Origin of the sequence: Streptomyces sp. NPDC005728, from assembly GCF_040630895.1 — a bacterium.
GTDB lineage: Bacteria > Actinomycetota > Actinomycetes > Streptomycetales > Streptomycetaceae > Streptomyces.
This window is the reverse complement of the sequence record NZ_JBEXYL010000011.1, coordinates 29,216-55,082: the sequence shown is the minus strand read 5'-3', so window position 1 is coordinate 55,082 and position 25,867 is coordinate 29,216. Positions and strand designations below refer to the sequence as shown.

Genomic DNA, 25,867 nt, shown 5'->3' with positions numbered 1-25,867 from the left:
CTCAGGACCTCCCCCGGTAGTTGCTGTCTCCGTACCACGTGGTCTGCCCCGGTCCCGGTGGCATGGCCACTGGAGCATGGGCTACCGCCGCTGCACGTCGGCGCTTACGAAACGCTCCGGCGATGAGAACCCCACCCGCAAGTACGACAACTCCAGCGCCCCCGAAAATCCATGGCAGCGCAGCGCCGTTGGTCTTGGATGCGGATGCCGTCGAGCTGCCCTCATCCCTCGCCGACGCCGTGGCGGCCCCCTTGGGCGTCTTGGACGCGGCCTGCTTGAAGTCAGGCAACGGGTACACGTCAGCAGGACCCGGGACGCCGGGGCTGGTCAGCGCGATGCGGGGGCGGACGGCGCCGTAGCCGAGGGAGTCGGTGCGCTCTTTGCCACTCGTTGGCTTGCTCGCGGTGTTGAGCATGACCCGTAGGACCTGGTTGTTGGTCCAGTTCGGGTGCTTGGACCAGATCAGGGCGGCGGAAGCGGAGGTGAGAGCGGTGGCGTCGCTGGTGCCGTGTGAATTACACAGTTCCGTGCCGCCGAGGCAGGCGGAGACGATATTCTCGCCCGGCGCGACCAGGTCAACCTGAGGGCCGTGCTCGGACTCCTTCGTCGCCGTGACGTTTCTGTCGATGGCTCCGACACCCACCGCACCCGGAGTCGCCGCCGGGTACTGCAATGCGTTGAGGGTGTCACCGTCGTTGCCCGCAGCTGCGAAGATCAGCTTTCCTTTGGACAGTGCGTAGGCGACGGCGTCTGTCAGCTCCCGGGATTGCGTGGTACTCCCCGCCGAGATGTTGATGATCTGGGCATCCGAATCGGCCGCGAACCGGATGGCCTTCGCCGCGGCAGTGGGAAAGTCATCCTGATTGCCGTCGGTGCGGTTGCGTTCGATGAAGCCCGGGATTCGGATTGGCATGATCTTCGCGCCCGGGGCCAGGCCGTACGAGCCCGTGGTGGCGCTTTTGGCGCCCGTGCCGGCGATGAGGGCAGCAATGGTGGTGCCGTGGCCGTCGTAGTCCGTGCGTTCGTCACCGGCCCGCCTGGAGAAGTCCTTGCCCGCCACGACCTGGCCGCGCAGATCCGGGATGTCGGCCTGGACGCCAGTGTCGATCACGGCAACAGTGATTCCCTTGCCCGTACTGGTCCTCCACATCTGCTCGGCGTGCATGGCGTCGAGGTACCACTGCCGCTCACGGACGGTGTCTGCGTGGGCGGGTGTGATGGCAAGGCTCGCCAACAGGACCCCGACGGCTACGGACGCGGCCCGGCTGCGCCATCCGGCCTGCTTGCTGCGGCTGCGCATCGTCATCCTTCTCGTCCTATGTCTCCATCGGGCCCTTTGGGCAGGGGCGGCGGCTTCAGCCGGTTGTCCCTTGCTTCTGCCAGGTGATCCCTCTCCTCTGCCTCATGATCCCTGTGCTCTGTCCGGTCGGTCGCGCCGGGGCCGGAGCGCTTGTCGCGAGCGGAGCGGTCGTCGCGCTTCGAGGCGGTGGAAGAACCCCGGGATGCTCCACCTTGTCGCAGCAGCTGCTCGTCTTCGGGTGCTCCCTCTCTGGCTCGGACATCACGTGTGGTGAACCCCGCCCGACCGCGGCCCCGGGATGGTTTGGGTTGCCCGCCGACGATCCCATTGGACGGGGCAGGCATGCGCCCTCTTGCCGTGCCCTCCCGCTCCGCTGCGGGATTCTCACCGCGGGCCGGCGCGGCCCCTGCAGCAGGACGGCCCGGCACTGCACCGCGGCCCCTGAGAGGCTGCTGCTGGTTCGGAGTACCACCGATGACGTTGCCGCGTGGAATCGCACCACCAGACCGTCCTGCCGTTGGCGAGGCGGGACGACCGCCCGAGATACCGCGGGTAACTCCAGTGGAGGGGGAGCCAACCGGCACGCGCGCAGTGCCGGACTGACCGCCGGTCTCACCAGGGCCAAAGGGACCGGAGAATGCGCGCCCTGGGGGACGCGGATTCGTGGACGTGCCTGGTCCAGTCGGCGTGACCGGAGGGCGTCGGCCCTCGTTCAGGGGACGCTCACCGCCTCCCCGGACCCCTGACGGCGGCGTCGGTCCGGTCCCGAACACAGGGGGGAGCGGCCCTGTCGCCGAAGGCAGCCGACCGTCCGGGCCGCCTGGTGCGACGGACGGTGGCGAAGGGGAGGCAGGAAGCACCGGCGAGGACGGCAAGTTCTTTACGCTGTCGATCGCCGTGTTCGGTGCATCCTCGTGAGTTCGTGGCGGTGTATCCGACACGTCAGCCGGGTTCGTCGGGTGGTTTGGGGTCGTCGGGTGGTGTGGCAGGGACACCCTCGGCACCGGACTTGACTCGCTCCTGCCGGAGCCAACGGTCGGCTGCCGCTCTGGTACCGCTGTTCGCGCGGTCGTCCCCGGGGTTGCCTCGCCGCCAGCTTTAGGGGCGGAAATGTGGGTTTCGCCGCCGCGCGAATCCGGCACAAACCGCTGAGGCAACTCCGGGAACTTCGGCGCCTCCAGGGCGTTGATCTGCTCCGTCGATGCCGTGTACGACTGGGCGAGCTTCATCATCAGCCCGCCGGCCTCGGTGCGAGAGTTGGTGTACGAGGTCTTGGCCTTCGTCACCGCGGAATCCGACGGACCGCCGTCGTGACTGCCGACATCCGTCGCCTTCGCCGCGTGCGCGTCCAGCACCGAGCGCGCGCTGACACTCTGGTTCCGCAGCATTTCCAGCTGCGGCTTGACCTCGTGCAGCGTGTCCGCCGCGTGCCCCAGCCACTTGCCCGCATTCTCGCTGTAGTCACCCAGGCTCAGTGTGGCCAGCGCGGCCTGGTTGCACCAGATCCGGAACGCCTCACCGCCCTCACCCTCCCACTCGACGGCCAGACTGTGAGTAAGCAGATCGCCGCCGATCTCCTTGATCGTCCCGGCAGCCTCCGTCAGGAGCACACCGAGACCGCTGACCGTCGGCCCGTCGGCGGACTCGACCATGGCCCACAGCTGTTCAGGATCCTGGACAAAGAACCGGGTTTGGCTGATCGACTCCCACATGCGGCCAGCAAAGTCAGACATGGAGCCGTACCGCCTTCCCCGTTGTGGACGCCCCACCGCACTGCCACGACGCCACGAACATCACAGATCACCGGCCTGCGAGTCCGACCTGGAGCCGTGCCGGCCCCGGCTGGGCCCGCCCACCCCGCTATTAGCGTGTCCCTCCGCTCCCGGCCGAGCCCCATCAACAGCCAGTTTGTCGGCCTCGACGCGGATTCGGTGAAGGCGAGCGCGAACACCGTCATCGAGATCGTGATAGTTGCTCTTCGACGCGTCCACCGTGACCATCAACCCCTCGATCTGCAACGCCAGCATCCTGGACAGGTGCTCCAGTCGGGAGTGCACACTGCTGTAGGCGTTGTGGAGCGCGTTGGCCTCCTCGAAGTTGCCCAACCGTCCCGTCGGCAGGGCTCCGTCCGAGATCCTGTGCGGGGCAGCCTTCGACTCCTCCAGGCGGGTCAGGAGGTCATCCACCCGGTTCTTGAAGGTCGTCAGAGTCTCGCCCTCGACACGCAACTGGGCCATGGCGGCACCGACGCCTGCAATCGGCGCGATGCCAGACGCGGCAAGCGCACTTGCCGACGCTTCCGCCGCAGCAGCAACTGCCTGCGGGTCCTCCCCCTTGTCGGCCACCACACCCTCCCCCGGACAACCGGCCGCCAGCAAGCACACTCAACACTCGCTGTGTCGTACCCCTGTCGATTCCGTGAACAACAGAAGCAACTCAGGCACGATAGCTGCGATCTCGGTTCCCGGCGGAGCCCTGACGCCCCAGCAGATCACTGCTGGCTGAAAGGCGACCATGGCTTACGTCACAACTGGGCTTTTACTCCCGCATGCGGCCGAGCTGCTTAATCGTAACGCGGCGGCGATCCTCAGCAGGTCGCTGTAGCGGGGGTCGGCCTCACCGGATTCGATGCGCTGGTTGGCTGCGGCTCAGGCCGGTGGTGGCGCACAAGCTCTCCTGGGTGTGGCGGGGGCCGACTCCAAGGTCTGCGATGCGTTCGCCCAGTTCGCGACGCTGCTTACTGCTGGATTCCGCTTTCGGTGGGTATAGCAGCAGGTTGCGGGTACTCGGGGGCCACGGTCGACTACAACCTCTGGTTCCGCTCCACGGGCAGGGTGACCGTGCGGACGCCGGTGGTCGCGGGCCCGAGGTGACAGGACCCGCAGCGACGGGTGCCGGCGCCGCCCTCACGGTGGTGCGGAGTTGACGCCGGCTCCGTCGTCCTCAGGCCGCCGTGGGGGTCCGAGCGGGAGTGCGGCGGGCGGGCTCCCGTAGGTCCGCGTTCGGGCCGGCGCCCTCTGCCTCGACGAGCAGGCCCATGAGAGTCATCCGGGCGCGGGCCACTCGGGAACGGACCGTGCCGACCGGGCAGCCTCCGACCCGGGCCGCCTCCTCGTAGGACAACCCCACCACCTGGGTCAGGACGAACGCCTCACGGCGTTCGTCGGGGAGCGTGTCCAGCAGGTCGAGCAGCGCGATGCCGTCGTCGAAGCCCGGCAGGCCGCGCGGCTGGGCGCACTCGACGGCCAGCTGCCAGTCCTGGGTGTCCGCCGTCCGGGGCCGTACGGCGGCTCGGCGGAAGCTGTCGACGACCGCGCAGCGGGCGATGGACAGCAGCCAGGTACGGGCCGAGGCGCGCCCCTCGAACCGGTGCAGGCTGTCGAGCGCGCGCACGAACGTGTCCTGGGCCAGGTCGTCGACGTTCTGCGGATCGGCCCCCAGATGGGCGACGTAGCGCAGCACGTCGGCGTGCAGGGCACGCACGAAACGTTCGACCGCGTCCGGGTCACCGCTCCGGGCGGCCAGTGCCCAGGCGGTCGCCGCCGCGTCCGCCGAGGCCCTCTGCGTTCGTGGAGCAGACAGGACAGAAGTGATCACGAGGTGTCCTTCTCAGTCATCCGGAGCCCGGCCTGTCGTGAGGCCACGGCTCTACGGTGAGTGGGGTCCAGCCGTACGGGTGGTACGGCGGTGCCCGGGGCTCGCGCAGGCTCGTGTGCGTGTGGCAGCGCGTGCAGTTCCTCAGGAACGGGTCACGGCACGGCTGGTGAAGTCTTCTCAGGAAGGCTCAGGAGACCTGCTGCTGAAGAAGAAGGAGGAGAGCGAGGAGAGCCCCGGTGGATCCGGCTGTCTCAGGCGACAGCGGTACCCAGGGGCGGCCCCCGGGAGGTGATCGCGTAGCAGAGAAGGAGTCGCGCCAGCGGCCGGCGACCGGAGTCGGGGCCCCTCCGCACGGTCGTACGGCACTGCGGCACGGGCAGGGCGAGCAGCATCCGCAGGGGTGCCACCAGGCGGGCGGCCACGGCGCGCAGGATGCGGAAGACGGCACGCTCGCCGTACGCGAGCCACAGGCCGCACAGGACCGCGGCGATCAGGTGGGCGGCGAACATGCCGAACGCGGCGCCGCCTCCCATGCCGTGGGCACCGTACATGCCGGGCTCCAGGTGCGGCATGGAGCCCGCACCCGTGTATCCCATGCCCGTCATGTCCATCGCGTCCATGGGCACGGAGCCCATGTGCATGGAGCCCATGCCCTGTGTCACGCCGGACGTGCCCGCGTGCGGGCCGGACGTGTGCGGGCCGGACATGTGCGACTGTGCCAGGGAGAAGGTCTCGTGGAGCACCGCCTGGGCGGCGACCACGACGGTGACGATCAGCGCGTGTCCGCGCTCACGGCCGGCGAGGCACCAGCCGGCGGCACCCGTTCCGGCGGCACCCGCCGCCATGGCCCACCAGGACACCGGGGCACCGGACATCATCACGTGGCCGAGGGCGGCGAGCAGCACGCAGGCGGTGGCGAACACACCGGCCCGCAGCGTGCGGCACCACCCTCTGACAGTCATGACGCGCCCATCTTCGCACCCGCGGTCCGGTAGTTGTCAGGGGGTACGCAAGGACACGTGCCCTCGGACTCAACCACAGCAGGGTGACACACAGCACACCGATGGGGCGGGAACTCGGCGGGCCCCGGCAGCGACTTCTGGAACGCCACCGCTTGAGAGCAACTTACGAGCACATGAGAGCCATCACTGTCGGAACACGACCGTTCCAGGTCGGACTACGACCGCGGGCAGCTTCACCAGGCCGCTGCGGCTGAACGTCAGTGTGAACGAGACCAGGTCGCCCGCGCGCCACTCGCCGGCCGGGGCCGTCACCGTCAGGTCCACCCCGTACGGCGACATCGCGAGGCTCTCCCCCGCCCGTATCTCGATCGAGTCGACCGGGGTCCGGTAGGCCGTGGCGCCGCTCCCCATGCGGTGGCGGGCCAGACTCACTCCGCCCGGAGCGCCGGTTGAGGTGACACCCACCAGCCGGTCGGCCGAGCCGCCCTCGTTGGTGAGGCGGAAGAACGCCGCCGTCTCGCCGGAACCGGCGGCCGGGAGGAGGACGCGTCCCTCGGTGACGCTCATACGGGGCGGACTGCCCGCGTTGCCCGTACCGACCCAGGTGGTCAGGCCCGCGAGGGCCACGCTGGAGGCGGCGACGGGTACCAGGGCGGCGAGAAGGGTGTCGGTCAGTCGTCGGCGGTCGGTGAGCCGGGCCGAGAGGCGGGTGCGGAATCCGTTCACCGGTGACCGGCCCTCCCCTGCCGGCGCCCGCGCGCCGGGGCGGGCGACGGCTGCCAGGCACGCAGGCGCAAGCTGTTGCCCACCACCAGCACGGAGCTGGCCGACATGGCGGCCGCGGCCACCATGGGATTGAGCAGACCGACCATGGCGAGCGGAACCGTGACGACGTTGTAGGTGAACGCCCACGCCAGGTTGGCCCGGATCGTGCCGAGCGTGCGCCGGGCGAGCCGGACGGCGTCCCCCAGGGCTTCGATGTCCCCGCGCACGAGCGTCAGGTCGGCCGCACCGATGGCCACGTCCGTACCGCTGCCCATGGCGATGCCCAGATCGGCGACGGCGAGCGCGGCGGCGTCGTTCACGCCGTCGCCGACGACCGCGATGCGGCCGCCCTCGTCCTGCAACCGCCGTACCAGGGCGGCCTTGTCCTCAGGCGTACAGCGGGCGTGTACTTCGTCGATGCCGAGCGCGTCGGCCACGGCCCGGGCGGGTGCCTCGCGGTCGCCGGTGGCGAGCACCGGGCGGATCCCGAGCCTGCGCAACCGGTCCACGGCACGGTAACTGCCGGGTCGGACGACGTCGCCGACCTCGATCACCGCCTCGGCCACCCCGTCCACACACACGAGGACCGGCGTGTGCGCTGCGGTCTCCGCCGCGGCGAGGGCGTCCGCCAGCGCGGTGGGCAACTCGCCGTCCGGCACCAGCACTTCCACCGTACGGCCGTCCACGCGGCCGCGGACCCCCCGCCCCGGCGTGGCCGCGAAGTCCCGCACAGGGGGCAGCGGCTCCTCGGCCGCAGAGCGCCGCGCGTACGCGGTGACGGCCCGCCCGAGCGGATGCTCCGAACCCTGTTCCACGGCACCGGCCAGGCGGAGGACGGCTTCCTGACCCAGGCCGCCCGGATCGGCGGTGACCCGTGCGACGGTCATGTGGCCGCTGGTCAGCGTGCCCGTCTTGTCCAGGACGACCGTGTCGACGTGCTGGAGAGCCTCCAGCGTCTGCGGGCCGCTGACCAGCACGCCGAGCTGGGCTCCGCGGCCGGTGGCGGCCATCAGGGCGGTGGGCGTGGCCAGGCCGAGCGCACAGGGGCAGGCCACGACGAGCACGGCCACGCACGCGGTGATCGCCGCCTGCGGATCGGCCCCGGCCCCGAGCCAGAAGCCGAGCACGGTCACCGCGACGGTGAGGACGACGGGCACGAACACCCCGGCGACGGCGTCGGCGAGGCGCTGTGCCCGCGCCTTGCCCGCCTGAGCCTCCGTCACCAGCCGTGTGATACGGGCCAGCTGTGTGTCGGCCCCGACCGCGGTGGCTCGGACGAGCAGCAGACCGCCGGCGTTGACGGCCCCGCCGACCAGCGCCGAGCCGGGCCCCACCTCGACGGGTTCGCTCTCGCCGGTGACCAGCGAGAGGTCCACGGCGGAACTGCCCTCCGCCACCCGGCCGTCGGTGGCGACCCGCTCGCCGGGACGCACGACGAAGACCTGGCCCACCCGCAGCTGCCCGATGGGGACGGAACGCTCGCCGTGCTCGTCGCGTACGGACACCTCCTTGGCGGCGAGCTGTGCCAGCGACCGCAGGGCAGCTCCGGTCCCCCGTCTGGCCCGCGCCTCCAGGAACCGCCCGGTCAGCACGAACAGCGGGACGCCGACCGCGGCTTCCAGGTACACGTGCGCGGCACCGTCCGACGCGGACGGCAGCAGACTGAACGGCATCCGCATGCCGGGGTCGCCCGCTCCGCCGAGGAACAGCGCGTACGCCGACCAGGCGAAGGAGGCCGCGACACCGAGCGAGACGAGCGTGTCCATGGTGGCCGTGGAGTGGCGCAGGCCGCGTAGCGCCCGCGTGTGGAAGGGCCAGGCGCTCCACACCGCGACCGGGGCCGCGAGCATGAAGCACAGCCACTGCCAGTTGCGGAACTGCAGGGCCGGCACCATCGACAGCACCAGGACGGGGACGGCCAGCAGCGCCGTGACGACGAGCCGCTCGCGGTCCTGCCGGGTGGCTGCCCCGGTCCCGTCCTCGTCGTCTGCTGCCTCGTCGTGTCTCTCCGGCGCGGGGGGCTCGGGCAGCGCCGCCTCGTATCCCGCCTGTTCGACGGCCGTGACCAGGTCGTCCGGCAGGATGCTCGCCGGATGGCTGACCCTGGCGCGTCCGGTGGCCAGATTGACGGTCGCCGTGACCCCGTCGAGCTTGGCGAGCTTCTTCTCCACCCGCCGCACACACGCAGCGCACGTCATACCGCCGACCGTCAGGTCCGTGACCACGAGCGGCGCCATCGATTCGGTTCCCATCACTCACCGCCCCCGTGCATCCCGGGCATGTCGCCCGTGTCCCCGCCGCCCCCGCTGCCGCCCCTGTCGCCGACGCCGGTCCCGGCCCCGGCCCCGGTGCCGTGCATACCGGGCGCCACCGGGCCGGCGGCCGATCCCACGGCGTAGGACACCGAGAAGACCAGCACCAGCAGCAACAGGAAGCCGCAGAGTGCGGGCGGGGGCATCAGGCTGCGGGGAACCACGCCCGCGTCGCGGGACGAAAGTCGGGACTCGGCCATGCTCGGCCTTCCTGGTCGCGTCGAACCGTCGTACGGCGCAGAGCAGCTGCCGCCGCACCGCTGTAGCAGTCGGGCGGATCGGGAGCCGAGTTCCGGTTTCGAATTGTGGCGTGCGTCACATGACACACGCGTGCCGGCCTGCTCCTACGACGAGGCGTCGGCGTTCGCTTCGGCCTGGCGAAGGAGGCCGGGGCTTAGGTGCGGACGGTCCGGCCCCGGCACAGCGGCCCCGCGATCCCCGCGAACTCCAAGTCGAGCCCGATGCCGTCGCGTTCGGCGTGGAGGTGCAGATGGGGCTCCGTGCTGTTGCCGGAGTTGCCTACCTCGCCGAGCACCTGCCCGGCGCGCACGGGGTCACCCGTCACCACGGTCACCGTGCCGCGGCGCAGGTGGGCGAGCTTGACGATCTCGGCACCCGTGTCGATGAACACATGGTTGCCGTAGAGAGGTTGGTATCGGATGGTGCCGGGTTCCTGGTCGTCGATGTGACCGGCGGCGGAGATCACCGTGCCGTCGCACGGTGCGTACAGGGTCTGCCCGTACACGAGATAGCTCTCGCTTCCTCCGCGCCTGCCTGCGCCGCGTGCTCGCGCACCGCCGGGGCCGACCTGGATCACGTCCAGGGCACCGCGCTGCTCGGGGGCGGGAGTGTGATGGTTCAAGCCGGGTCCGCCGCCTTGTACGACGTACCAATGGCCGCCCTGCAGGGGGAAGGTGAGGGGCCGCGACACGGCAGTCCCCCAGCGATGGCGCCGTACCCGGACCAGGAGCCATCCGAAGACGGCGACCAGGACGACGCCCACGACCAGTTCGCCCTCGCCGCCGCCCGACCTCGGCAGAACCGGCAGCCGCCACGCGGAGGCGAGGCCCACGAGCGCCCCGGCCTCCACGGCCCGGCGTATCCACCACGGCAGGCGCGCCGGCGTGCACCAGCCCTCCATGAGCAGGTACCCGGCGGCGACGATGAGCAGGCGGCCGCACCAGGCGACGCGGGAGGGGGCCTGCCAGCACGCGTCGATGCGGGCGGCCAGGAGCAGCACCCAGACGATCCACACCAGGGCGGCGCGCGCCCCGTGGGGGATGCGCACGCGCGGCGAGCGATACGCGCCCGGAGCGATCAGGAGCCCGTCGAGCACCTGGCCGTCGCCCGTGGCGGCGAAAGCGAGGGTGCGCCCCTTGGTGCCTTCGATCACCAGGCCGTCGGGGGTATCTCCTACGCCGGTGATCTCGCCGACCCGCGCGCGGGTACCGTCCATGATCTCGTCGAGTCGTTCGCGCCCCACGGCGGCGGCCACGCGCGGCGCGAGAGACTCCCGTCGGTCGGGCTCGGCAATGAGGAACCTGTACAGGATGTCGGCCGCCGGCTGCCCCGTGCGGCCGGGGGCCGTCGGTTTCTCCGTCTCCTCACGCATCGGTCGCACCGTCCCGCCCGGCCGCCAACGCCACGGGGGTCCTGCCGCGTGCCGGTTGCATCAGGGGCCAACTCCGGTGCACAAGACGGACTTTGACGGACCGGAAGCGACGTTCGAGCGACCGGGGGTCGTCGTCGCGCAGGCATGCGCAGTCCGCGCCGATCATCAACAACCCGAAACACACGAGGCCCATACACACCATGATCCCAGGTGCATGCCCTCCAGGGCCGGTGATCTTCCGGAAGCCGGCCCCGCAAGGCACTGGACACCGCGTTGGTGTCGCCAGAGCCCGCAGGTGTCGACGACTCTCCTCGGGGCAGTCGGGATCGTAGAGACCCGCGACGGCCCTGGGCACCAGACGGCCCGAGCGGCACGGACGGAGGGCGGCATCAGGTGCGCACCGTAGGCGTGGAGGAGGAACTCCTCCTGGTCGACCCCGACAGCGGGGAGCCGAAGGCGCTGGCGGCCGCCGTCCTCGCCCATGCCGCCCTGGACGATCCCGGACAGGACGTCTTCGAGAAGGAGCTGTTCGGGCAGATGCTGGAGTTCGCCACGCATCCGCAGTCGGAGATGGCGGACCTCGGTGCCGAGATCGTGCGCTGCCGCAAGGAGGCGGCGCGGCACGCCGGCGAGATCGGGTGCGCGGTCGCCGCGCTCGCCACCTCACCGCTGCCGGTCAGCCCGTCGATCAGCGTGAACGAGCGCTACCAGTGGATGGCCGAGCACTACGGGTTCGCCACCCAGGAGCAGCTGGTGTGCGGCTGCCATGTACATGTGTCGGTGGAGTCCGACGAGGAGGGCGTGGCCGTGATCGACCGGCTGCGGCCGTGGCTCGCCGTGCTGTGCGCGCTCAGTGCCAACTCACCGTTCTGGCAGGGCCGGGACACCGGCTACGCCGCCTACCGCAGCCGCCTGTGGGAGCGCTGGCCGTCGGCAGGGCCGACGGAGCTGTTCGGGTCCGCCCAGCGGTATCACCGGCACGTGGCGGACATGGTGGCCACCGGGGTCATCCTGGACGAGGCGATGGCGTACTTCGACGCGCGACCGTCCGCGCGCTACCCGACGGTCGAGATCCGGGTGGCGGACGTGTGCCTGCGCGCGGATACCGCCGTCCTCGTCGCCGCGCTGGCCCGGGCCCTGGTGGAGACCGCCGCGCGCGACTGGCGGGCGGGCAGACCACCGCTCGACCACAGGGTCGGCCTGCTGCGGCTGGCCGCCTGGCAGGCCGCCCGGTCGGGCCTGGACCAGGATCTGCTCGACCCCGCGACCATGCGGCCCCGGCCCGCCTCGGACGTGGTGCACTCGCTGCTGGAGCACCTCGGGGACGCGCTGGTCGAGAGCGGCGACACGGCCCGCGTCGAGGAGGCCGTGGCCGGGCTGCTGAGCTGGGGCAACGGTGCCCGCGAACAGCGGCGGCTCATGGAGCGCACGGGCAGCCTGCGCGACGTCGTCACCGAGTGCGTACGGCACACCCAGGGGTGAGCGACTCGGTCTGCCAAGGCAGGCCGGGGTACACCCGGACCTCGCGTCCTCGCGTCAGATCTCGTCCTCGATGCGGATGGCGGCTCTGAGGTCGTCGTGCGCCTTGCCCGCCGAGCCCTCCTGCGCTTCGAGCAGGGCGGCGGCGATGGCGTCCAGCTTGCGCTGGACGGCGCGCTCGGCCCGTAGCTCCGCGTTCTTCAGCAGGGCGAGCAGGAGCAGCGTCACGGCCGTCATACAGTCCCCGGCGAGCACCTGCCAGTCCGTGCCCAGCCCCGCCACGTGGACGATCGCCATCCATGTGACGAGCGCCAGGCAGAACAGGAAGAACAGAGGGGAGCTGGTGAATCTCGACGCGGCCTCCGCGAACCGTTCGAACGTCAGGCGCCGGTCGCCGCCCCGGTCGGCGGGATGTGGGAAGGTCATCGGCCCTCACCTCTCCGTGCGCGCCCGCCGCCGTCCGCGAGGACGTCCGCCACGAGTCGAAGATCGGCGACGAGGCCGTCGTAGACCGCCGTGCGGTCGATGGCGCGCGGTAGGGCGGACGGGTGGACCGCCGCCACCAGCCGCCTGATCCCTTCGCGTGAGACCCGTACCGCCCGCCCGGTGGGGCTGCCCCGTCCGAGTACCCGCCCGAGGCGGAGTACTCGCGGCACGTGAGGAGCCGCTCCGCGGACCTTCGGACATCCGTACGGCGGTTTGCGGCGGCCGGTCGGGGGCAGCCGACGGGAAGCACGTCCGTGGGAGAGCCGCATGCGCCACCGGGACGGGGCCGCCCGGACCGCATCCGCACTCCTGCGGTGCCCGCTCACCCCAGACACAGGATCTGCGAGGCATGATGCGCACTCGAGTGACGGCACAGCGCCATCCGCGCCATCCGCACGACGACGCCCCGGACTCGGAGGAGGACTTCCGCAGGCTCGCCGCGCTGCCCGAGGGGCAGCAGCACGACCTGCTCCGCAAGGACATCGTCGAGGCATGGCTGCCGATGGCCGAACGGCTGGCAGGACGGTTCCGCAACCGCGGTGAGAGTGACGAGGACCTGCGCCAGGTCGCGGCGCTCGGTCTCGTCAAGGCGGTTGACCGCTACGACCCCGACCGCGGCCACGCCTTCGAGAGCTACGCGGTGCCCACGGTCACCGGCGAGATCAAACGGCACTTCCGCGACCACATGTGGGGCCTGCACGTGCCGCGCCGGGTCCAGGAACTGCGCAACCGCGTACGGTTCGCCTGCCAGGACCTGTCGGGGAGCGTTTCCGACCGCCTGCCCGGCGTCGCCGAGATCGCCGACCACGCGCAGCTGAGCGAGGAGGAGGTCCGGGCCGGTCTCCAGGCGCTGGAGAGTTTCAGCACGCTGTCCCTCGACGCAGGGCTTCGCGGCAGCGCGGACGGCCACAGCCTCGCCGACTGTCTCGGCGAGAGCGACCCCGCCCTCGACACCGTCGTGGACCGCGAGGCCGTCAAGCCCCACCTGGCGGCACTCCCCGAGCGCGAACGCACCATCCTCTACCTGAGGTTCTTCAAGGGCATGACGCAGAGCCGCATCGCCGATCAGTTCGGAATCTCGCAGATGCACGTGTCGCGCCTGATCAACCGGTCCTGCCACCAAGTACGCGACAGGGTGCTGCGGGAGACCGCCGGGTGCGACACCGGGCACGACAAAGGCCGGCCCGGACGCGACAAGACCGACTGACCGCCGTTGCGGCCCAGGTCCTGGGCCTGGCCCTGACCCTGGCGGGCGCCGACGACACCGGGCACATCCCGGGCCGGCCTTCCCCTGTCACGGAGAGCCTGGCCGTCCGGCCTCCTCGGCCGCGGCGACGCGAGCCGGGGCCCATAGCGGGACCGCGTCACGGGGTCCGGCACACAGCCGCAGACAGGGGTCGTACCGCGGCGCACACCATCGGTGCCTGTCCGGGGTCACAGCGGGGTCGCCGCGCGCAGGATCCGGAACAGGGTGACGGCGGAGTTCGCCGAGGACATCGCGGACAGCAGGGCGCCCGCGGCGGCACCCCAGGCGGCGAGACCGACCGAGGTGAAGGCCGACGGCCAGGTACGGGCCACCGGGGCGGGGCCCAGCAGCGCGGCCACCCGGCGCGGGACGGGGCCGGTCGCGGCGAGCGCGGCGAGGGTGGGCGCGGGGGTGCCGCGGGACAGCAGCGCCGCCTTGCCGATCGCTCGGGCGACGGCACGCCGGTCGCCGACCGCGCGGGCCGCCTCCTCGTCCGCCCAGCGCTCGGCCGCGTAGACGACGGCCGTGCGCAGAGGGCGCAGGAAGGGGTTGGCGCGGGCGGCCAGGTGGGCGGCGAGCAGATGGCGGTGGTGGCGGGCGGCGAGGTGGGCGCGCTCGTGGGCGAACAGGGCACGCCGCTCGGCGGGGGCGAGCCCGGCCAGCAGCGCGGTGGTGACGACGATCCGGCCCCGCCCGCCGGGCAGGGCGTAGGCGTAGGGCGTGCTGTCGGGCAGGACGGCCACGGTCGGACCGGGCAGCGCGGCCAGCGCACGGCGGGCCCGGCGGGTGACCCGGCGGTGGCGCCACAGGGTGCGGGCGCAGGCGGCGGCCACCACGCACAGGGCGGGGATGGCGGCGCGCCCCGCGACCTCGTCGTACGGGACGGCGGCCCGCACCTCGGGGTCGGACCAGCCGTCGGGGAGCGGGTTGCCGGGCAGCTGGGCGGTGCCCACGACCATCAGCAGGGCCAGGCACAGCGTGCTGCACACGGCCATGACGACGGCGACCGCGGTGAGCAGCCGGGTGGCGGTGCGCGGGTGCAGGCGCACCTCGGCGAGCCGGGCGACCGGCCAGGCGGACAGCGGCAGCACCAGCGGCAGGAAGACGAAGACCCCCATGGGCGGTCAGTCTTCCGTACCGCCGTCGCCGGGGTGCGGCGTGTTCCGGTTGTTCACCGAGCCCGGCTCGGCGGCGTCCAGCAGCGCCCGCAGCACCTGTTCGTCGCGGGGCGGCAGGGCGGTGACGAAGCTCGCCAGGACGGCCTCGCGGTCCCTCTCGCCGTCCAGCAGGCGGCGCATGCGCAGCGCGGCGAGCCGGGCCACGTCGGCGGTGGGCGTCCACAGGAAGGAGCGGCCCTGCCGTTCGCGGGCGACGACGTCCTTGGCGAGCAGCCGGGTGAGGATGGTGACGACGGTGGTGTAGGCGAGGTCGCCGCCGAGACGCTCCTGCACCCACGCGGCGGTGACCGGCCCCTCCGCCTCGCGCAGCGCGCCGAGGACCTGGCCCTCCAGTTCGCCCTGGCCCCGCCGCCGGGCGCGGCCACCTTCCCGCACCATGTCCCGCCTCCCTCTTTTTGTGGCTCGGTGCGCCTCCGGGGCGCCGCAGCAGCGTGTCGTTCCACGCTACTTCACCTCGGCCGTCCTCCTGTACGGGCGCCGTCCGCGCTGAGAGCTGCCCCCTCCACGAGGCTGACCGGCAGGTGGGCATGGCATCCTGACGCGATGGCACCTCCCAGTGATCGCGCGCCCCTCGCCGAGCGGGTCGAGGAACTCCTCGCCGTCGACGGCCCCTTGCCCATCGTCGCGGCCGGCGACCCGGTGCTGCGGAGCGGCACCGAGCCGTACGACGGCCAGCTGGAGCCCGGTCTGCTGGCCCGGTTCGTGGCAGCCCTGCGCACGACCATGCACGCGGCCCCCGGCGTGGGACTGGCCGCCCCGCAGGTCGGGGTCCCGCTGCGGATCGCGGTGATCGAGGACCCGGCGCCCGTGCCCGAGGAGGTCGCACAGGCCCGGGGCCGGGTGCCGCAGCCCTTCCGGGTCCTGGTGAACCCTTCCTACGAGCCCGTCGGCACCGCCCGCGCCGCGTTCTTCGAGGGCTGCCTGAGCGTCCCCGGCTGGCAGGCGGTCGTGGCCCGGCACGCCGAGGTGCGGCTGCGCGGCCAGGACGAGCACGGCCGCACGCTGGACGAGGTGTTCACGGGCTGGCCCGCCCGCATCGTCCAGCACGAGACGGACCACCTCGACGGCCTCCTCTACCTCGACCGCGCCGAGCTGCGCTCCCTGTCCGCGAACGAGGCGGTGGCCGAGCGGTGGACGCAGCCCACACCGGAGGCGGCGGCCGAGGCACTGGGCTTCGAGCTGCCCTGAGCGGACGGGTCAGCTGTCCCGGTACGCCTCCAGCAGCCGCAGCCACACCTCGCTGATCGTCGGATAGGACGGGACCGCGTGCCACAGGCGGTCGACCGGGACGCGGCCCGCGACCGCGACGGTGGCGGAGTGGATCAGTTCACCGACGCCGGGGCCGACGAAGGTGACACCGCGCAGGATCTCCTCCTCCAGGTCGACCACCATGCGGGCGCGGCCCTTGTAGCCGTCGGCGTAGAGGCCGGCCCCGGCGACGGAGGAGAACTCGACGTCGACGGCGCGGACGCGGTGGCCGGACTGTTCGGCCTCGGCGAGGGAGAGGCCGACGGCGGCGGCCTCCGGGTCGGTGAAGACGACCTGGGGTACGGCGTAGTGGTCGGCGGTCGCGGCGTGCGCGCCCCAGGGCTCGTCCAGGAGGGGGCTGCCGGCCGCGCGGGCGGCGATGGCGGCGCCCGCAATGCGGGCCTGGTACTTGCCCTGGTGGGTGAGGAGGGCGCGGTGGTTGACGTCGCCGACCGCGTACAGCCAGTCGGTGCCGTCGACGCGGAGGCTGTCGTCGACGTCCAGCCAGGAGCCCGGCTCCAGGCCGACGGTGTCGAGGCCGATGTCGTCGGTGTGCGGGACGCGCCCGGTGGCGAAGAGGATCTCGTCGGCCTCGAAGCGGTCACCGGTCTGGGTGACGACCACGACGGTGCCGTTGTCGCGGCTCACGGACTCCACGGCGGTGCCGGTGCGGACGTCGACGCCCGCCTCGGTGAGGGCGTCGGCGACCAGCTCTCCGGCGAACGGCTCCATGCGGTTGAGCAGGCCCTTGCCGCGGACCAGCAGCGTGACCTGCGAGCCGAGGGCCTGCCAGGCGGTGGCCATCTCGGTGGCGACGACACCGCCGCCGATCACGATCAGCCGGCCGGGGGCGGCCTTCGCGCTGGTGGCCTCGCGGCTGGTCCACGGCTTGACCTCGGCGAGGCCCGGCAGAGGGGGCAGCTGGGCTCGGGTGCCGGTGCTGACGGCGACGGCGTGCCGGGCCGTCAGGGTGGTCACGGTGCCGTCGGGGCCGGTCACGGTCACCGTGCGGGGGCCGGCGAGACGGCCGTGGCCGCGGTACAGGTCGGCGCCGATGCCGTCGAGCCAGCGGACCTGGCCGTCGTCCTGCCAGTGCGAGGTGTAGTCGTCCCGGCGGGCGAGGACGGCGGGGGTGTCGAGGGGGCCCTGCACGTCCTGGCTCAGACCGGGCAGGCGGCGGGCGTCCGCCTGGGCGATGACCGGCCTGAGCAACGCCTTGCTGGGCATGCAGGCCCAGTACGAGCACTCGCCGCCGATCAGTTCGCTCTCGACGACCGCGGTGGTGAGGCCGGCCGCACGGGTGCGGTCGGCGACGTTCTCCCCCACGGGTCCGGCCCCGAGCACCACGACGTCGTACGCGATGGATTCCGTTTCCGTCATGGGGTCAGTCTGGTGGGTGGTTGGCCCGGGGGCCACACGGGTACGCGCGCGGAACATGCCCGTGCACGCGGGGAGCAGCCACGGAATAGGCGGCCGGGTCACCGTGTTTCCGCCGTCGGCACAACCCCCACACCAGGAAGAGGGAGTCACCCCATGAGCAGCACTGTGGAGCTGACCAAGGAGAACTTCGACCAGACGGTCACCGAGAACGAGTTCGTGCTCATCGACTTCTGGGCGTCCTGGTGCGGGCCGTGCCGTATGTTCGCGCCCGTGTACGAGAAGGCCGCCAAGGAGAACCCGGACCTGGTGTTCGGCAAGGTGGACACCGAGGCGCAGCCGGAGCTGGCCGAGGCCTTCGGCATCCAGTCGATCCCGACGCTGATGATCGTCCGCGACCAGGTGGCGATCTTCGCCCAGCCGGGCGCCCTGCCCGAGGCCGCCCTCACTGACGTCATCGGGCAGGCGCGGAAGCTGGACATGGACGAGGTCCGCAAGAGCATCGCCGCCCAGCAGGCGCAGGGCGAGTAGCACCAGGGCCGATGGGCACTCAGGTCCTGGAAGGCCGAGCGGCACCCGGGTCCTAGAAGGGGTACGGTGCCACGTCGCCACGTACGGTCGTCCAGCGCAGTTCGGTGAAGGCCTCCAGGTTGGCCTCGCCGCCGAGGCGGGCCCCGGTGCCGGACGCGGCTACGCCGCCGAACGGGGCGACCGCCTCGTCGTTGACCGTCTGGTCGTTGACGTGGACGATGCCGGTCGGGATCCGCTCGGCGAGGTCCAGGGCGCGGGCGGTGTCCCGGGTGACTATGCCGAGGGAGAGTCCGTAGGAGCTGTCCGCCGCGAGCGCGGCCGCCTCGTCGGCGGTGGCGAAGGAGCGGACCGGGGCGACCGGGCCGAAGATCTCCTCGGTGTAGGCGGGGGTGTGGTCGTCGACCCCGGCCAGCACGGTGGGCCGGTAGAAGAGCCGGTCGTGGGTGCCGCCCGCGGCGAGTTTCGCCCCGCCGGCGGTACTCGTCTCCACCAGGCCGTGGATCCTGGCGAGTTGGCCCGCGTCGATGACCGGGCCGAGGTGCACGTGGTCGCGGTACGGGTCGCCCACGGCGAGCGAGTCGGCCTTGGCGGCGAGCCGTTCGACGTACTCCTCGTACAGGGAGGCGTGGACGAGGTGGCGGCCGGTCGTCATGCAGATCTGGCCCTGGTGGAAGAAGGATCCCCAGGCCGCCGTGGAGATGACCGCGTCAAGGTCGGCGTCCTCCAGCACGATCAGGGCCGAGTTTCCGCCGAGTTCGAGGTGGGCGCGCTTGAGGCGGCGGCCGGCGGCCTCGCTGACGGCGCGGCCCGCGGCGGTGGACCCGGTGAAGGAGATGACGGGGACGAGCGGGTCCTCCACCAGCGCCTGCCCGACGTCGGCGCCGCCGGGCAGCACGTGCAGCAGATCCGCCGGCAGGCCCGCCTCGGCGAGGACGGCGGCCAGGGCCAGTCCGCCGCAGACGGCGGTGCGCGGATCGGGCTTCAGGACGACCGCGTTGCCGAGCGCGAGGGCGGGGGCGACCGAGCGGATGGAGAGGATCAGCGGGGCGTTGAACGGCGCGATCACTCCGACCGTCCCGACGGGGACCCGGCGGGTGTAGGACAGCCGGGGTGCCTCGCTGGGCAGCACCTGTCCGGTGGGGCGGGAGGCGAGCGCGGCGGCCTCGTAGCACTCCTGGGCGGCGACGTGCAGTTCGAAGTCGGCCTTGCCCGGGACGGACCCGGACTCGCGGACCAGCCACGTGCGCAGTTCGTCGGCGTGCTCGGTGAACAAGTCTCCTGCCCTGCGCAGCACTTGGGCCCGTACGAAGTGCGGTGCACGGGCCCAGTCCTGTTGGGCGGCGCGGGCGGCCCGGGCCGCCGGGGCGACATCCTCGGGTGCGGCGAGGGCGAGCGTGCCGAGCGCGTCGCCGGTGGCGGGCTCGGTCACGGTGTACTCGGGGCCTGCCGGGGTGCGGGGCTGCCAGGACTTCGGGTCGAGCAGCGGCATGTCGGCTCTCCGATCGGTCGCCGGGCGGTACGGCTCAGGGTGCGGGCCGGGTACGGGGACGCTCCTATTTTGTTGAGCGCGAAACTACATCGCGGTCACGCCTCTCCGGAACCCTAACCGCCGCCGCAGGCCGGGTCAGCCGGAGTCGCGCTGGACGAGCGACGCGCCGAGCACCTTGCGCACCTCGGGCTCGCCACCGGGGTCGCGCACCGCGCGGTCGACCAGTTCCGCGAGGTCGCGGCCGGAGGGCAGCTCGATACGGACGGTGCTGAGCCGGGGGCGCAGCAGCCGGCCGAGCATCAGGTCGTCGGCGCCGACGACGGCGACGTCCTCCGGGATGCGCACGCCCTCGTCCTGGAGGGCGCGCATCAGCAGCATCGCGTACTCGTCGTTGTAGGCGAACACCGCGTCCAGGCCCAACCCGGCCCAGCGGGCGGCGAGTTCGGCGGCGGCCCGCTCCGTGTACGCGAGCGGCAGCGCGGTCACGGTCGCGTCCGTGCCGTGCAGAGCCTGGTGCACACCGGCGAGCCGGGGCCGGGAGAAGGCCTCCAGGCCCGGCTCCTCGGGGACGATCACGCCGACACGGCGCCGGCCGCGGGCGTACAGATGGGCGCCGGCACAGTGACCGACGACGTCGTGGTCCATCAGCAGGGCGTGCGCACCGTCGACCCGTTCGGGGCCGAGGGTCACCACGGCCCGGGCACCGGCCCGCTTGAGGACCGCGACGCCCTGCGGGCCGAGTCCCGCGCCCGGTACCAGGACGGCGACGGGGCGCAACTCGGCCCAGGCGCGGGCTGCTTCGTCGCCCTGGAGGCCGACGCTGCCGTACTGCACGACGGTGTAGTCGAGGCGGCCGAGGGCCGACTGGAGTTCGCTGAGGAAGCCGCCGTAGAGCGGGCCCACCGGTATCGCCGGGGCGGGCATCAGGACCATACGGCTGTGTCCGGCGCGCAGGCTGCGGGCGGCCGCGTGGGGCACGTACCCCAGTTCGCGTGCGGCCTCATGGACGCGGCGGCGCGTCGGTTCGCTGATCCGTACGGCGCTGGTGTTGTTGAGGACGTAGGAGACGGTCGCGCGCGAGACGCCGGCCAGCCGGGCCACATCGGCACTCGTGGGCACGGCGTGCGGTGCGGGCGCAGCGGACGGGGGCGTGTTCGGTATCTGCACCATGACAGACCGCATCTTGGCAGAGGGGTGGAGGGCGGGGGCGGGCGGGGGAAGGTCGTCCGCGATTGAACGAAAGCCGCCGACCCGGCGAGCGGGCTTCGGCGAACCTGCCCGTGACGAACACGCTCGCTACGAACTTGTTCGTAGCGAACACGTTCGTTACAGTCGAAGCATGACCGCATCCCCCCGCTCCCGCCGCGAACGTCCCGCCAAGCCCGCCCTCACCCGCGAGGGCATCGTCGCCGCCGCGGTGGCCGTCCTGCGCACCGAAGGGCTGCGGAAGGTGACCATGCGGCGTCTGGCCCAGGAGCTCGACACGGGCCCCGCCTCGCTGTACGTCTACGTCCGCAACACCGACGAGCTGCATGCGGCCGTCCTGGACGAGCTGCTCGGCACGGTCGGTCCCGCCCAGGCCGAGGGCAGCTGGCGGGACCGGCTGGAGCGCGTGCTCACCGCCTACACACAGATGCTCCTGGAGCATCCGAGCCTCGCCCGCTCCGCGCTGACCGCCCGGCCGAGCGGCCCGCACTACCTGAACCTGATCGAGACCCTGCTCGCCCTGCTCGACGAGGGCGGGGTCCCGCGCGAGCGGGCGGCGTGGGGCGTGGACCTGCTGCTGCAGCACGCCACCTCGACCGCCGCCGAGCACGCCGGGGGCGACTCCCCGGGCGACTGGCAGGCACTGGACCGCGCGCTGACCGGGGCATCCGAGGACACCCACCCGCACATCGTCGCCGCCGGCCCCGACCTGCTCTCCGGCACCCCCGGGGCCCGCCTGTCCTGGGCCTTCCAGGCACTGATCAACGGCATCGAGCGTACCGCCGTACCCCACTGACCCCTTCACCTCCCAGGAGGCCACCATGACCACCTCCACCCCCTCCCTCCCCCACCACCCGATAGCCGTCGTCGGCGGCGGACCGGGCGGGCTCACGCTCGCCCGTGTGCTGCACGTGCACGGCATCGAGGCGGCCGTCCTCGAGCTGGACGTCTCGGGGGCCGCGCGCACGCAGGGCGGCATGCTCGACATCCACGACGACTCCGGCCAGGTGGCGCTGCGCGCGGCCCGGCTGTACGAGGAGTTCCGGGCCCGGGTCCATCCCGGCGGCGAGGCCGTGCGGGTCCTCGGCCAGGACGGGGCCGTCCGCCTGGAGCAGTCCGACGACGGCACCGGCGGGCGCCCCGAGATCGACCGCGGCGAGCTGCGCGACCTACTGCTCGACTCCCTGCCCGAGGGCACCGTCCGCTGGGGCGTGAAGGTGACCGGCGCGCGCCCGCTCGGCGACGGCCGACACGAGGTGGCGCTCGCGGACGGCAGCGCGTTCACCACCGACCTCCTGGTCGGCGCGGACGGCGCCTGGTCCCGCATCCGCCCGCTGCTCTCGCCCGAGCGGCCCGCCTACACCGGCGTGTCGTTCGTCGAGGCCAGTCTGCCGGACGCCGATGCGCGCCATCCCGAGAGCGCCCGCGTGGTCGGCGGCGGCATGCTGTTCGCGCTCGCCGCGGGCCGCGGCTTCCTCGGACATCGCGAGTCCGACGGCAGCCTGCACGTCTACGCGGCCGTCGAGGCGCCCGAGGACTGGCTGGACGGCATCGACTTCACCGACACCGAGGCGGCGAAGGCGGCTGTGCTCAAGGAGTTCGACGACTGGGACGAGAGCCTGAAGGCACTGGTGGCGGACGCGGACGGCGCGCTCGTGCCGCGGCGGATCCATGCCCTGCCGGTCGGTCACCGCTGGGACCGGGTCCCCGGAGTCACCCTGCTCGGCGACGCCGCACACCTGATGTCGCCGTTCGCCGGCGAGGGCGCCAACCTCGCGCTGCTCGACGGCGCCGAGCTGGGCCTCGCGCTCGCCGCGCACCCCGGGGACAGCGAGGCGGCGCTGGCCGTCTACGAGGAAAAGCTGTTCCCGCGCAGCGAGGTGTCCGCGGCGATGTCCCTGCAGAGCGGCGCGACGCTGTTCCGCGCGGACACACCGCAGGGGCTGATCGACTTGTTCACGGGCCAGGACGGCTGACCGACCCCCTGGGACGGGTTTCCGGCTCCCGGCTCCCGCCGGGGACTGACCGGCCTGCTCAGGGAGGACTGCCCGGACTGCTCCGCACGGCCCTGGCCGACCCGCTCTGTGGCGACTGCCCGGACTGCCCCGTGCCGACCCGGCCGGCCCGCTCCGTAGGGAATGCGCGGGCTCCCCCGTACAGATCTAGCCGGCCCGCTCAGTGCCCGTCACCCGGGTGACGAGGTCGATCCAGCCGGCCTCCAGGCGGCGCATGGGCATCCCGCACTGCCTGGTCAGGTGGTTGATCAGGGCAGGGTCGAGATACGCCATCAGCGTCTGGGAGAGGAGTTCACAGTCGGCGACCGGCACGATCTGCCGCAGCAGCATCGCGACGTGCGTACGGAGCGCCTGGACCGAGGGGTGGGAGAACCGGCGGGTCGGCTCCGGCTGGGCGGCCAGCTGCAGGTCGAGTTGCTCGGACGAGCGGTACAGCACCGCCACGCCGAACGCCTGCAGCCGCTCCAGAGGCGGTGCCCCCGGCCCCAGCGGCGGCGGCCCGCCGAGGAAGTCCGCCTGGAGCTGCCTGGCCGAATGGTCGAGGAGTGCCATGAGCAGCCCGGTGCGGTCGCCGAAGCGGCGGAACACCGTGCCCTTGCCCACCTGGGCCGCCGCCGCCACGGCCTCCATCGTCACTCCGGCCACTCCGTGCTCGGCGATCAGCAGGGTCGCGGCTTCCAGCAGGCGGGCTCTGTTGCGGGCCGCGTCGGCGCGCAGGCAGGGCTCGTCGAGGGCCGACGAGACCTCCAGCAACTGAGGGGTTTCGAGGGGCTCCTGGGGCTTCGGGAAGGGCGGCAGGGAGCTGGACATGAAGACAGCGTAAAGCATCGGGAAGAAAACTGGACCGTGGTCCGGTTAGCCTGGTAGAAAGTTAAACGGACCTCGGTCCGGATGTAACCGCTAAGTTTCAGTCCCCTTGGAGTACCGCATGTCTGTTCGTATCCTCGCGTTCGTCGGCAGCCTCCGCGCCGGTTCGCACAACCGCCAGCTCGCCGAGGCGGCCGTCAAGCTCGCGCCCGCGGGCGCCGAGGTCGAGGTCTTCGAGGGCCTGGCCGACATCCCCTTCTACAACGAGGACATCGACGTCGAGGGCAACGTCCCGGTCGCCGCCGCCAAGCTGCGTGCCGCCGCCCAGGCCGCCGACGCCTTCCTGCTCTTCTCCCCCGAGTACAACGGCACCATCCCGGCCGTCCTGAAGAACGCCATCGACTGGCTGTCCCGCCCGTACGGCGCCGGCGCCTTCGGCGGCAAGCCCGTCGCCGTGATCGGCACCGCGTTCGGCCAGTACGGCGGCGTGTGGGCGCAGGACGAGGCCCGCAAGGCCGTGGGCATCGCCGGTGGCAAGGTGATCGAGGACATCAAGCTGTCCATCCCCGGCTCCGTGACCCGCTTCGCCGAGACCCACCCGGTCGACGACGCCGAGGTCGCCGCCCAGCTGACCGAGGTCGTCGCCCGCCTGCACGGCAACGTGGGCGAGACCGCGGCCGCCTGAGCCGCACGCACCCGGAAAGGGGCCGGCGCCTGCTCCGGCCCCCTTCGCGTCGCCGCCCGGCGGGGTGCCGAGGTACGGCTCCCGCCCCGCCCGCTGCCGGTCACCCTGCTCACGCCGAACGGTCTCGGCCTGCGCGCCGCGGCCCGGGCGCCCGCGCTGCCGCCGCTGCTCGCGGCGCGAGCGTGCTCGGTCGGGGCGACGACCGTGATCGCCCCGCTCGCCGGGGCACTGGCCGCCGGCCCGGTACCCGAGGAGCGCCACGGCGTGGTCGGCGGCACGCTGCCGAGCGGGTCGATCGCGGGCATGCTGCTGGCGCCGGTCAACGCGGCGACCGTGCTCGTCACGCCGTTCCCAGGACGCCAGGTGCGCAGCCGCCTCAACACCGCGTACCTGACGTGTGCGTACGGTCGTCCGGTGGACAGGTTCCGCCGTCGGTCTCCGGATTCCTCCGGGAACACGGATCCTGGCCGTAGGAGCCGCAGCCGGCCGCCCGGGTCACCGGTGCCGCAAGACGGGTGACCTGCGCCGCACGATCCAGGTTCAGGTGAGGAGAAGCCATGCCCCCGGTCCCGCCTCCGCCCCCGTTCGATCCGGAACTCGGCGCCTCGCTGGAGCTGATCAAGGACGTGGTCGCGCCCGGCCTCACGCTGGAGGAGATCCCCGCGATCCGGCAGGGCACGGACACCGAGCTGCTCGCCGAGGTCGACCTCACGATGGGCGGCACCTTCGCGGTGGAGGACCGTAGGGTGCCCGGCCCCCAGGGAGCACCGGACATCTCCCTCCTCGTCCGCCGCCCCGTGTCCCCCGCCTCCGCCACCCCGCTGCCGGTGATCCACCACGCGCACGGCGGCGGCATGGTGCTCGGCGACAACCGGACCGGCGTGGACGGTCCGCTGGCCTGGGCGCGCGACCTGGGCGCGGTCGTGGTGTCGGTGGAGTGCCGGCTCGCGCCGGAGCACCCGCACCCGGCGCCGATCGAGGACGTGCACGCCGGCCTGCTGTGGACGGCCGGGCACGCCGAGGCGATCGGCGGCGACCCGGACCGGATCGTCGTCGCGGGCGCGGGCAGCGGCCTGACCGCCGCCCTCGCCCTCCTGCTGCGGGACCGCCGAGGGCCACCGCCAACGGCCGGCTCCTGCTGTGCCCGATGCTCGACGACCGTAACGACACCGTCTCCGGCCACCAGATGGCGGGCGTCGGCCTGTGGGACCGCACCGCCAACGAGACGGGCTGGACGGCGCTGCTGGGCGAACGCCGGGGCGGCCCCGACGTCTCCCCGTACGCCGCCCCCGCCCGCGCGACCGACCTGTCCGGCCTGCCCCCGGCCTTCCTCGACGTCGGCTCGTCGGAGACCTTCCGCGACGAGGTCGTCGACTACGCCTTGCGCATCTGGCAGTCCGGCGGCGTGACCGAACTCCACGTCTGGCCGGGCGGCTTCCACGGCTTCGACGGCCTCGCACCCCGGGCAGCCGTGTCCCAGGCAGCCCGCACAGCCCAACCGGGATGGCTGCGCAGGCTGTTGACCCAATGAGAATCGCCTGAAGTGGACAGGCGAGCCGCCTGGTCCTCCGA

24 protein-coding genes and 1 pseudogene are annotated in these 25,867 nt (G+C 72.5%); 9 read left to right on the top strand and 16 right to left on the bottom strand.

Going from position 1 to position 25,867, the window contains the following annotated elements; all coding sequences use genetic code 11:
* Position 1: 1 nt before the first annotated feature.
* The 8 genes from mycP to ABZ471_RS10755 all read right to left on the bottom strand — a co-directional run bounded on the left by mycP (position 2) and on the right by ABZ471_RS10755 (position 10,548).
* On the bottom strand, positions 2 to 1,306 hold the full coding sequence (gene mycP / locus ABZ471_RS10790) for a type VII secretion-associated serine protease mycosin (protein WP_359064694.1): 1,305 nt from the start codon (positions 1,304 to 1,306) through the stop codon (positions 2 to 4).
* 1,787 nt (positions 1,307 to 3,093) lie between these two features.
* Positions 3,094 to 3,645 carry a hypothetical protein gene (locus ABZ471_RS10785; protein ID WP_359064692.1) on the bottom strand — a complete coding sequence of 184 codons (552 nt, stop codon included), beginning with the start codon at positions 3,643 to 3,645 and terminating at the stop codon, positions 3,094 to 3,096.
* A gap of 598 nt (positions 3,646 to 4,243) precedes the next feature.
* On the bottom strand, positions 4,244 to 4,897 hold the full coding sequence (locus ABZ471_RS10780) for a sigma-70 family RNA polymerase sigma factor (protein WP_359064690.1): 654 nt from the start codon (positions 4,895 to 4,897) through the stop codon (positions 4,244 to 4,246).
* Positions 4,898 to 5,148: 251 nt separating this feature from the next.
* Positions 5,149 to 5,859 carry a hypothetical protein gene (locus tag ABZ471_RS10775; protein WP_359064688.1) on the bottom strand — a complete coding sequence of 237 codons (711 nt, stop codon included), beginning with the start codon at positions 5,857 to 5,859 and terminating at the stop codon, positions 5,149 to 5,151.
* Positions 5,860 to 6,042: 183 nt separating this feature from the next.
* Complete coding sequence (locus tag ABZ471_RS10770) at positions 6,043 to 6,585, bottom strand: copper chaperone PCu(A)C (protein WP_359064686.1); 543 nt, start codon at positions 6,583 to 6,585, stop codon at positions 6,043 to 6,045.
* Entirely contained in the window at positions 6,582 to 8,876 is a 2,295-nt protein-coding gene (locus tag ABZ471_RS10765) for a heavy metal translocating P-type ATPase (RefSeq protein WP_359064684.1), read from the bottom strand. The genes ABZ471_RS10770 and ABZ471_RS10765 overlap by 4 nt, the downstream gene beginning before the upstream one ends.
* A complete protein-coding gene (locus ABZ471_RS10760) occupies positions 8,876 to 9,136 on the bottom strand; it encodes a hypothetical protein (protein WP_359064682.1) in 261 nt (86 codons plus the stop codon). Before ABZ471_RS10760 ends, ABZ471_RS10765 begins: the two co-directional genes overlap by 1 nt.
* Before the next feature lie 194 nt (positions 9,137 to 9,330).
* Positions 9,331 to 10,548, bottom strand: a complete 1,218-nt coding sequence (locus ABZ471_RS10755; protein ID WP_359064680.1) for a M23 family metallopeptidase — start codon at positions 10,546 to 10,548, stop codon at positions 9,331 to 9,333.
* 393 nt (positions 10,549 to 10,941) lie between these two features.
* Between ABZ471_RS10755 and ABZ471_RS10750 the strand changes: the two genes are divergently transcribed.
* Complete coding sequence (locus ABZ471_RS10750; protein WP_359064678.1) at positions 10,942 to 12,030, top strand: glutamate--cysteine ligase; 1,089 nt, start codon at positions 10,942 to 10,944, stop codon at positions 12,028 to 12,030.
* A 54-nt stretch (positions 12,031 to 12,084) separates the two neighbouring features.
* On the opposite strand, the gene ABZ471_RS10745 is transcribed toward ABZ471_RS10750, so the two are convergent.
* Both ABZ471_RS10745 and ABZ471_RS10740 read right to left on the bottom strand, forming a co-directional pair.
* Positions 12,085 to 12,453 (bottom strand): low affinity iron permease family protein, encoded by a 369-nt coding sequence (locus ABZ471_RS10745; protein ID WP_359064676.1) that lies wholly within the window; start codon positions 12,451 to 12,453, stop codon positions 12,085 to 12,087.
* On the bottom strand, positions 12,450 to 12,683 hold the full coding sequence (locus tag ABZ471_RS10740) for a hypothetical protein (protein ID WP_359064674.1): 234 nt from the start codon (positions 12,681 to 12,683) through the stop codon (positions 12,450 to 12,452). The genes ABZ471_RS10745 and ABZ471_RS10740 overlap by 4 nt, the downstream gene beginning before the upstream one ends.
* A 182-nt stretch (positions 12,684 to 12,865) precedes the next feature.
* On the opposite strand from ABZ471_RS10740, the gene ABZ471_RS10735 reads away from it, so the two are divergent.
* Complete coding sequence (locus ABZ471_RS10735; protein ID WP_359064836.1) at positions 12,866 to 13,720, top strand: SigB/SigF/SigG family RNA polymerase sigma factor; 855 nt, start codon at positions 12,866 to 12,868, stop codon at positions 13,718 to 13,720.
* Positions 13,721 to 13,947: 227 nt separating this feature from the next.
* Here the strand turns inward: ABZ471_RS10735 and ABZ471_RS10730 are convergent, their stop codons facing one another.
* Together ABZ471_RS10730 and ABZ471_RS10725 are read right to left on the bottom strand one after the other, a co-directional pair.
* On the bottom strand, positions 13,948 to 14,877 hold the full coding sequence (locus ABZ471_RS10730) for a M56 family metallopeptidase (RefSeq protein ID WP_359064672.1): 930 nt from the start codon (positions 14,875 to 14,877) through the stop codon (positions 13,948 to 13,950).
* 6 nt (positions 14,878 to 14,883) lie between these two features.
* A complete protein-coding gene (locus tag ABZ471_RS10725; protein WP_359064670.1) occupies positions 14,884 to 15,315 on the bottom strand; it encodes a BlaI/MecI/CopY family transcriptional regulator in 432 nt (143 codons plus the stop codon).
* 165 nt (positions 15,316 to 15,480) lie between these two features.
* Between ABZ471_RS10725 and ABZ471_RS10720 the strand changes: the two genes are divergently transcribed.
* Positions 15,481 to 16,125: a peptide deformylase gene (locus ABZ471_RS10720; RefSeq protein ID WP_359064668.1), complete on the top strand. Its 645-nt coding sequence runs from the start codon at positions 15,481 to 15,483 to the stop codon at positions 16,123 to 16,125.
* A gap of 9 nt (positions 16,126 to 16,134) precedes the next feature.
* Here ABZ471_RS10720 and ABZ471_RS10715 read toward each other — a convergent pair whose 3' ends face one another.
* Positions 16,135 to 17,565 (bottom strand): NAD(P)/FAD-dependent oxidoreductase, encoded by a 1,431-nt coding sequence (locus ABZ471_RS10715; RefSeq protein WP_359064666.1) that lies wholly within the window; start codon positions 17,563 to 17,565, stop codon positions 16,135 to 16,137.
* A 153-nt stretch (positions 17,566 to 17,718) separates the two neighbouring features.
* Between ABZ471_RS10715 and trxA the strand changes: the two genes are divergently transcribed.
* Positions 17,719 to 18,093 carry a thioredoxin gene (gene trxA / locus ABZ471_RS10710; protein ID WP_359064664.1) on the top strand — a complete coding sequence of 125 codons (375 nt, stop codon included), beginning with the start codon at positions 17,719 to 17,721 and terminating at the stop codon, positions 18,091 to 18,093.
* Between the two features lie 52 nt (positions 18,094 to 18,145).
* Here the strand turns inward: trxA and ABZ471_RS10705 are convergent, their stop codons facing one another.
* Together ABZ471_RS10705 and ABZ471_RS10700 are read right to left on the bottom strand one after the other, a co-directional pair.
* The gene (locus tag ABZ471_RS10705) at positions 18,146 to 19,582 is read right to left on the bottom strand and encodes an aldehyde dehydrogenase family protein (protein ID WP_359064662.1); all 1,437 of its coding nucleotides are present in this window, start codon (positions 19,580 to 19,582) and stop codon (positions 18,146 to 18,148) included.
* 135 nt (positions 19,583 to 19,717) lie between these two features.
* Positions 19,718 to 20,764, bottom strand: coding sequence for a LacI family DNA-binding transcriptional regulator (locus ABZ471_RS10700; protein WP_359064660.1), 1,047 nt, complete (start codon positions 20,762 to 20,764; stop codon positions 19,718 to 19,720).
* Positions 20,765 to 20,921: 157 nt separating this feature from the next.
* Between ABZ471_RS10700 and ABZ471_RS10695 the strand changes: the two genes are divergently transcribed.
* Complete coding sequence (locus tag ABZ471_RS10695) at positions 20,922 to 21,584, top strand: TetR/AcrR family transcriptional regulator C-terminal domain-containing protein (RefSeq protein WP_359064658.1); 663 nt, start codon at positions 20,922 to 20,924, stop codon at positions 21,582 to 21,584.
* Between the two features lie 25 nt (positions 21,585 to 21,609).
* Complete coding sequence (locus ABZ471_RS10690; protein ID WP_359064656.1) at positions 21,610 to 22,764, top strand: NAD(P)/FAD-dependent oxidoreductase; 1,155 nt, start codon at positions 21,610 to 21,612, stop codon at positions 22,762 to 22,764.
* A gap of 186 nt (positions 22,765 to 22,950) precedes the next feature.
* Here ABZ471_RS10690 and ABZ471_RS10685 read toward each other — a convergent pair whose 3' ends face one another.
* Complete coding sequence (locus ABZ471_RS10685) at positions 22,951 to 23,631, bottom strand: helix-turn-helix domain-containing protein (RefSeq protein WP_359064654.1); 681 nt, start codon at positions 23,629 to 23,631, stop codon at positions 22,951 to 22,953.
* 100 nt (positions 23,632 to 23,731) lie between these two features.
* Between ABZ471_RS10685 and ABZ471_RS10680 the strand changes: the two genes are divergently transcribed.
* The 3 genes and pseudogenes from ABZ471_RS10680 (at position 23,732) to ABZ471_RS10670 (ending at position 25,826) form a co-directional block, all read left to right on the top strand.
* Entirely contained in the window at positions 23,732 to 24,295 is a 564-nt protein-coding gene (locus ABZ471_RS10680; RefSeq protein WP_359064652.1) for an NAD(P)H-dependent oxidoreductase, read from the top strand.
* Between the two features lie 204 nt (positions 24,296 to 24,499).
* The gene (locus ABZ471_RS10675; protein ID WP_359064650.1) at positions 24,500 to 24,814 is read left to right on the top strand and encodes a hypothetical protein; all 315 of its coding nucleotides are present in this window, start codon (positions 24,500 to 24,502) and stop codon (positions 24,812 to 24,814) included.
* 194 nt (positions 24,815 to 25,008) lie between these two features.
* Positions 25,009 to 25,826, top strand: a pseudogene (locus ABZ471_RS10670) (alpha/beta hydrolase).
* Positions 25,827 to 25,867: the final 41 nt, after the last annotated feature.

Excerpts from the sequence above, each read along its gene's own strand:
- mycP (WP_359064694.1), bottom strand. The coding sequence starts at position 1,306 with ATGACGATGCGCAGCCGCAGCAAGCAGGCCGGATGGCGCAGCCGGGCC.
- ABZ471_RS10775 (WP_359064688.1), bottom strand. The coding sequence starts at position 5,859 with ATGACTGTCAGAGGGTGGTGCCGCACGCTGCGGGCCGGTGTGTTCGCC.
- ABZ471_RS10765 (WP_359064684.1), bottom strand. The coding sequence starts at position 8,876 with ATGGGAACCGAATCGATGGCGCCGCTCGTGGTCACGGACCTGACGGTC.
- ABZ471_RS10760 (WP_359064682.1), bottom strand. The coding sequence starts at position 9,136 with ATGGCCGAGTCCCGACTTTCGTCCCGCGACGCGGGCGTGGTTCCCCGC.
- ABZ471_RS10755 (WP_359064680.1), bottom strand. The coding sequence starts at position 10,548 with ATGCGTGAGGAGACGGAGAAACCGACGGCCCCCGGCCGCACGGGGCAG.
- ABZ471_RS10745 (WP_359064676.1), bottom strand. The coding sequence starts at position 12,453 with ATGACCTTCCCACATCCCGCCGACCGGGGCGGCGACCGGCGCCTGACG.
- ABZ471_RS10735 (WP_359064836.1), top strand. The coding sequence starts at position 12,866 with ATGCGCACTCGAGTGACGGCACAGCGCCATCCGCGCCATCCGCACGAC.
- ABZ471_RS10730 (WP_359064672.1), bottom strand. The coding sequence starts at position 14,877 with ATGGGGGTCTTCGTCTTCCTGCCGCTGGTGCTGCCGCTGTCCGCCTGG.
- ABZ471_RS10725 (WP_359064670.1), bottom strand. The coding sequence starts at position 15,315 with ATGGTGCGGGAAGGTGGCCGCGCCCGGCGGCGGGGCCAGGGCGAACTG.
- ABZ471_RS10720 (WP_359064668.1), top strand. The coding sequence starts at position 15,481 with ATGGCACCTCCCAGTGATCGCGCGCCCCTCGCCGAGCGGGTCGAGGAA.
- ABZ471_RS10715 (WP_359064666.1), bottom strand. The coding sequence starts at position 17,565 with ATGACGGAAACGGAATCCATCGCGTACGACGTCGTGGTGCTCGGGGCC.
- trxA (WP_359064664.1), top strand. The coding sequence starts at position 17,719 with ATGAGCAGCACTGTGGAGCTGACCAAGGAGAACTTCGACCAGACGGTC.
- ABZ471_RS10705 (WP_359064662.1), bottom strand. The coding sequence starts at position 19,582 with ATGCCGCTGCTCGACCCGAAGTCCTGGCAGCCCCGCACCCCGGCAGGC.
- ABZ471_RS10700 (WP_359064660.1), bottom strand. The coding sequence starts at position 20,764 with ATGCGGTCTGTCATGGTGCAGATACCGAACACGCCCCCGTCCGCTGCG.
- ABZ471_RS10695 (WP_359064658.1), top strand. The coding sequence starts at position 20,922 with ATGACCGCATCCCCCCGCTCCCGCCGCGAACGTCCCGCCAAGCCCGCC.
- ABZ471_RS10690 (WP_359064656.1), top strand. The coding sequence starts at position 21,610 with ATGACCACCTCCACCCCCTCCCTCCCCCACCACCCGATAGCCGTCGTC.
- ABZ471_RS10685 (WP_359064654.1), bottom strand. The coding sequence starts at position 23,631 with ATGCTTTACGCTGTCTTCATGTCCAGCTCCCTGCCGCCCTTCCCGAAG.
- ABZ471_RS10680 (WP_359064652.1), top strand. The coding sequence starts at position 23,732 with ATGTCTGTTCGTATCCTCGCGTTCGTCGGCAGCCTCCGCGCCGGTTCG.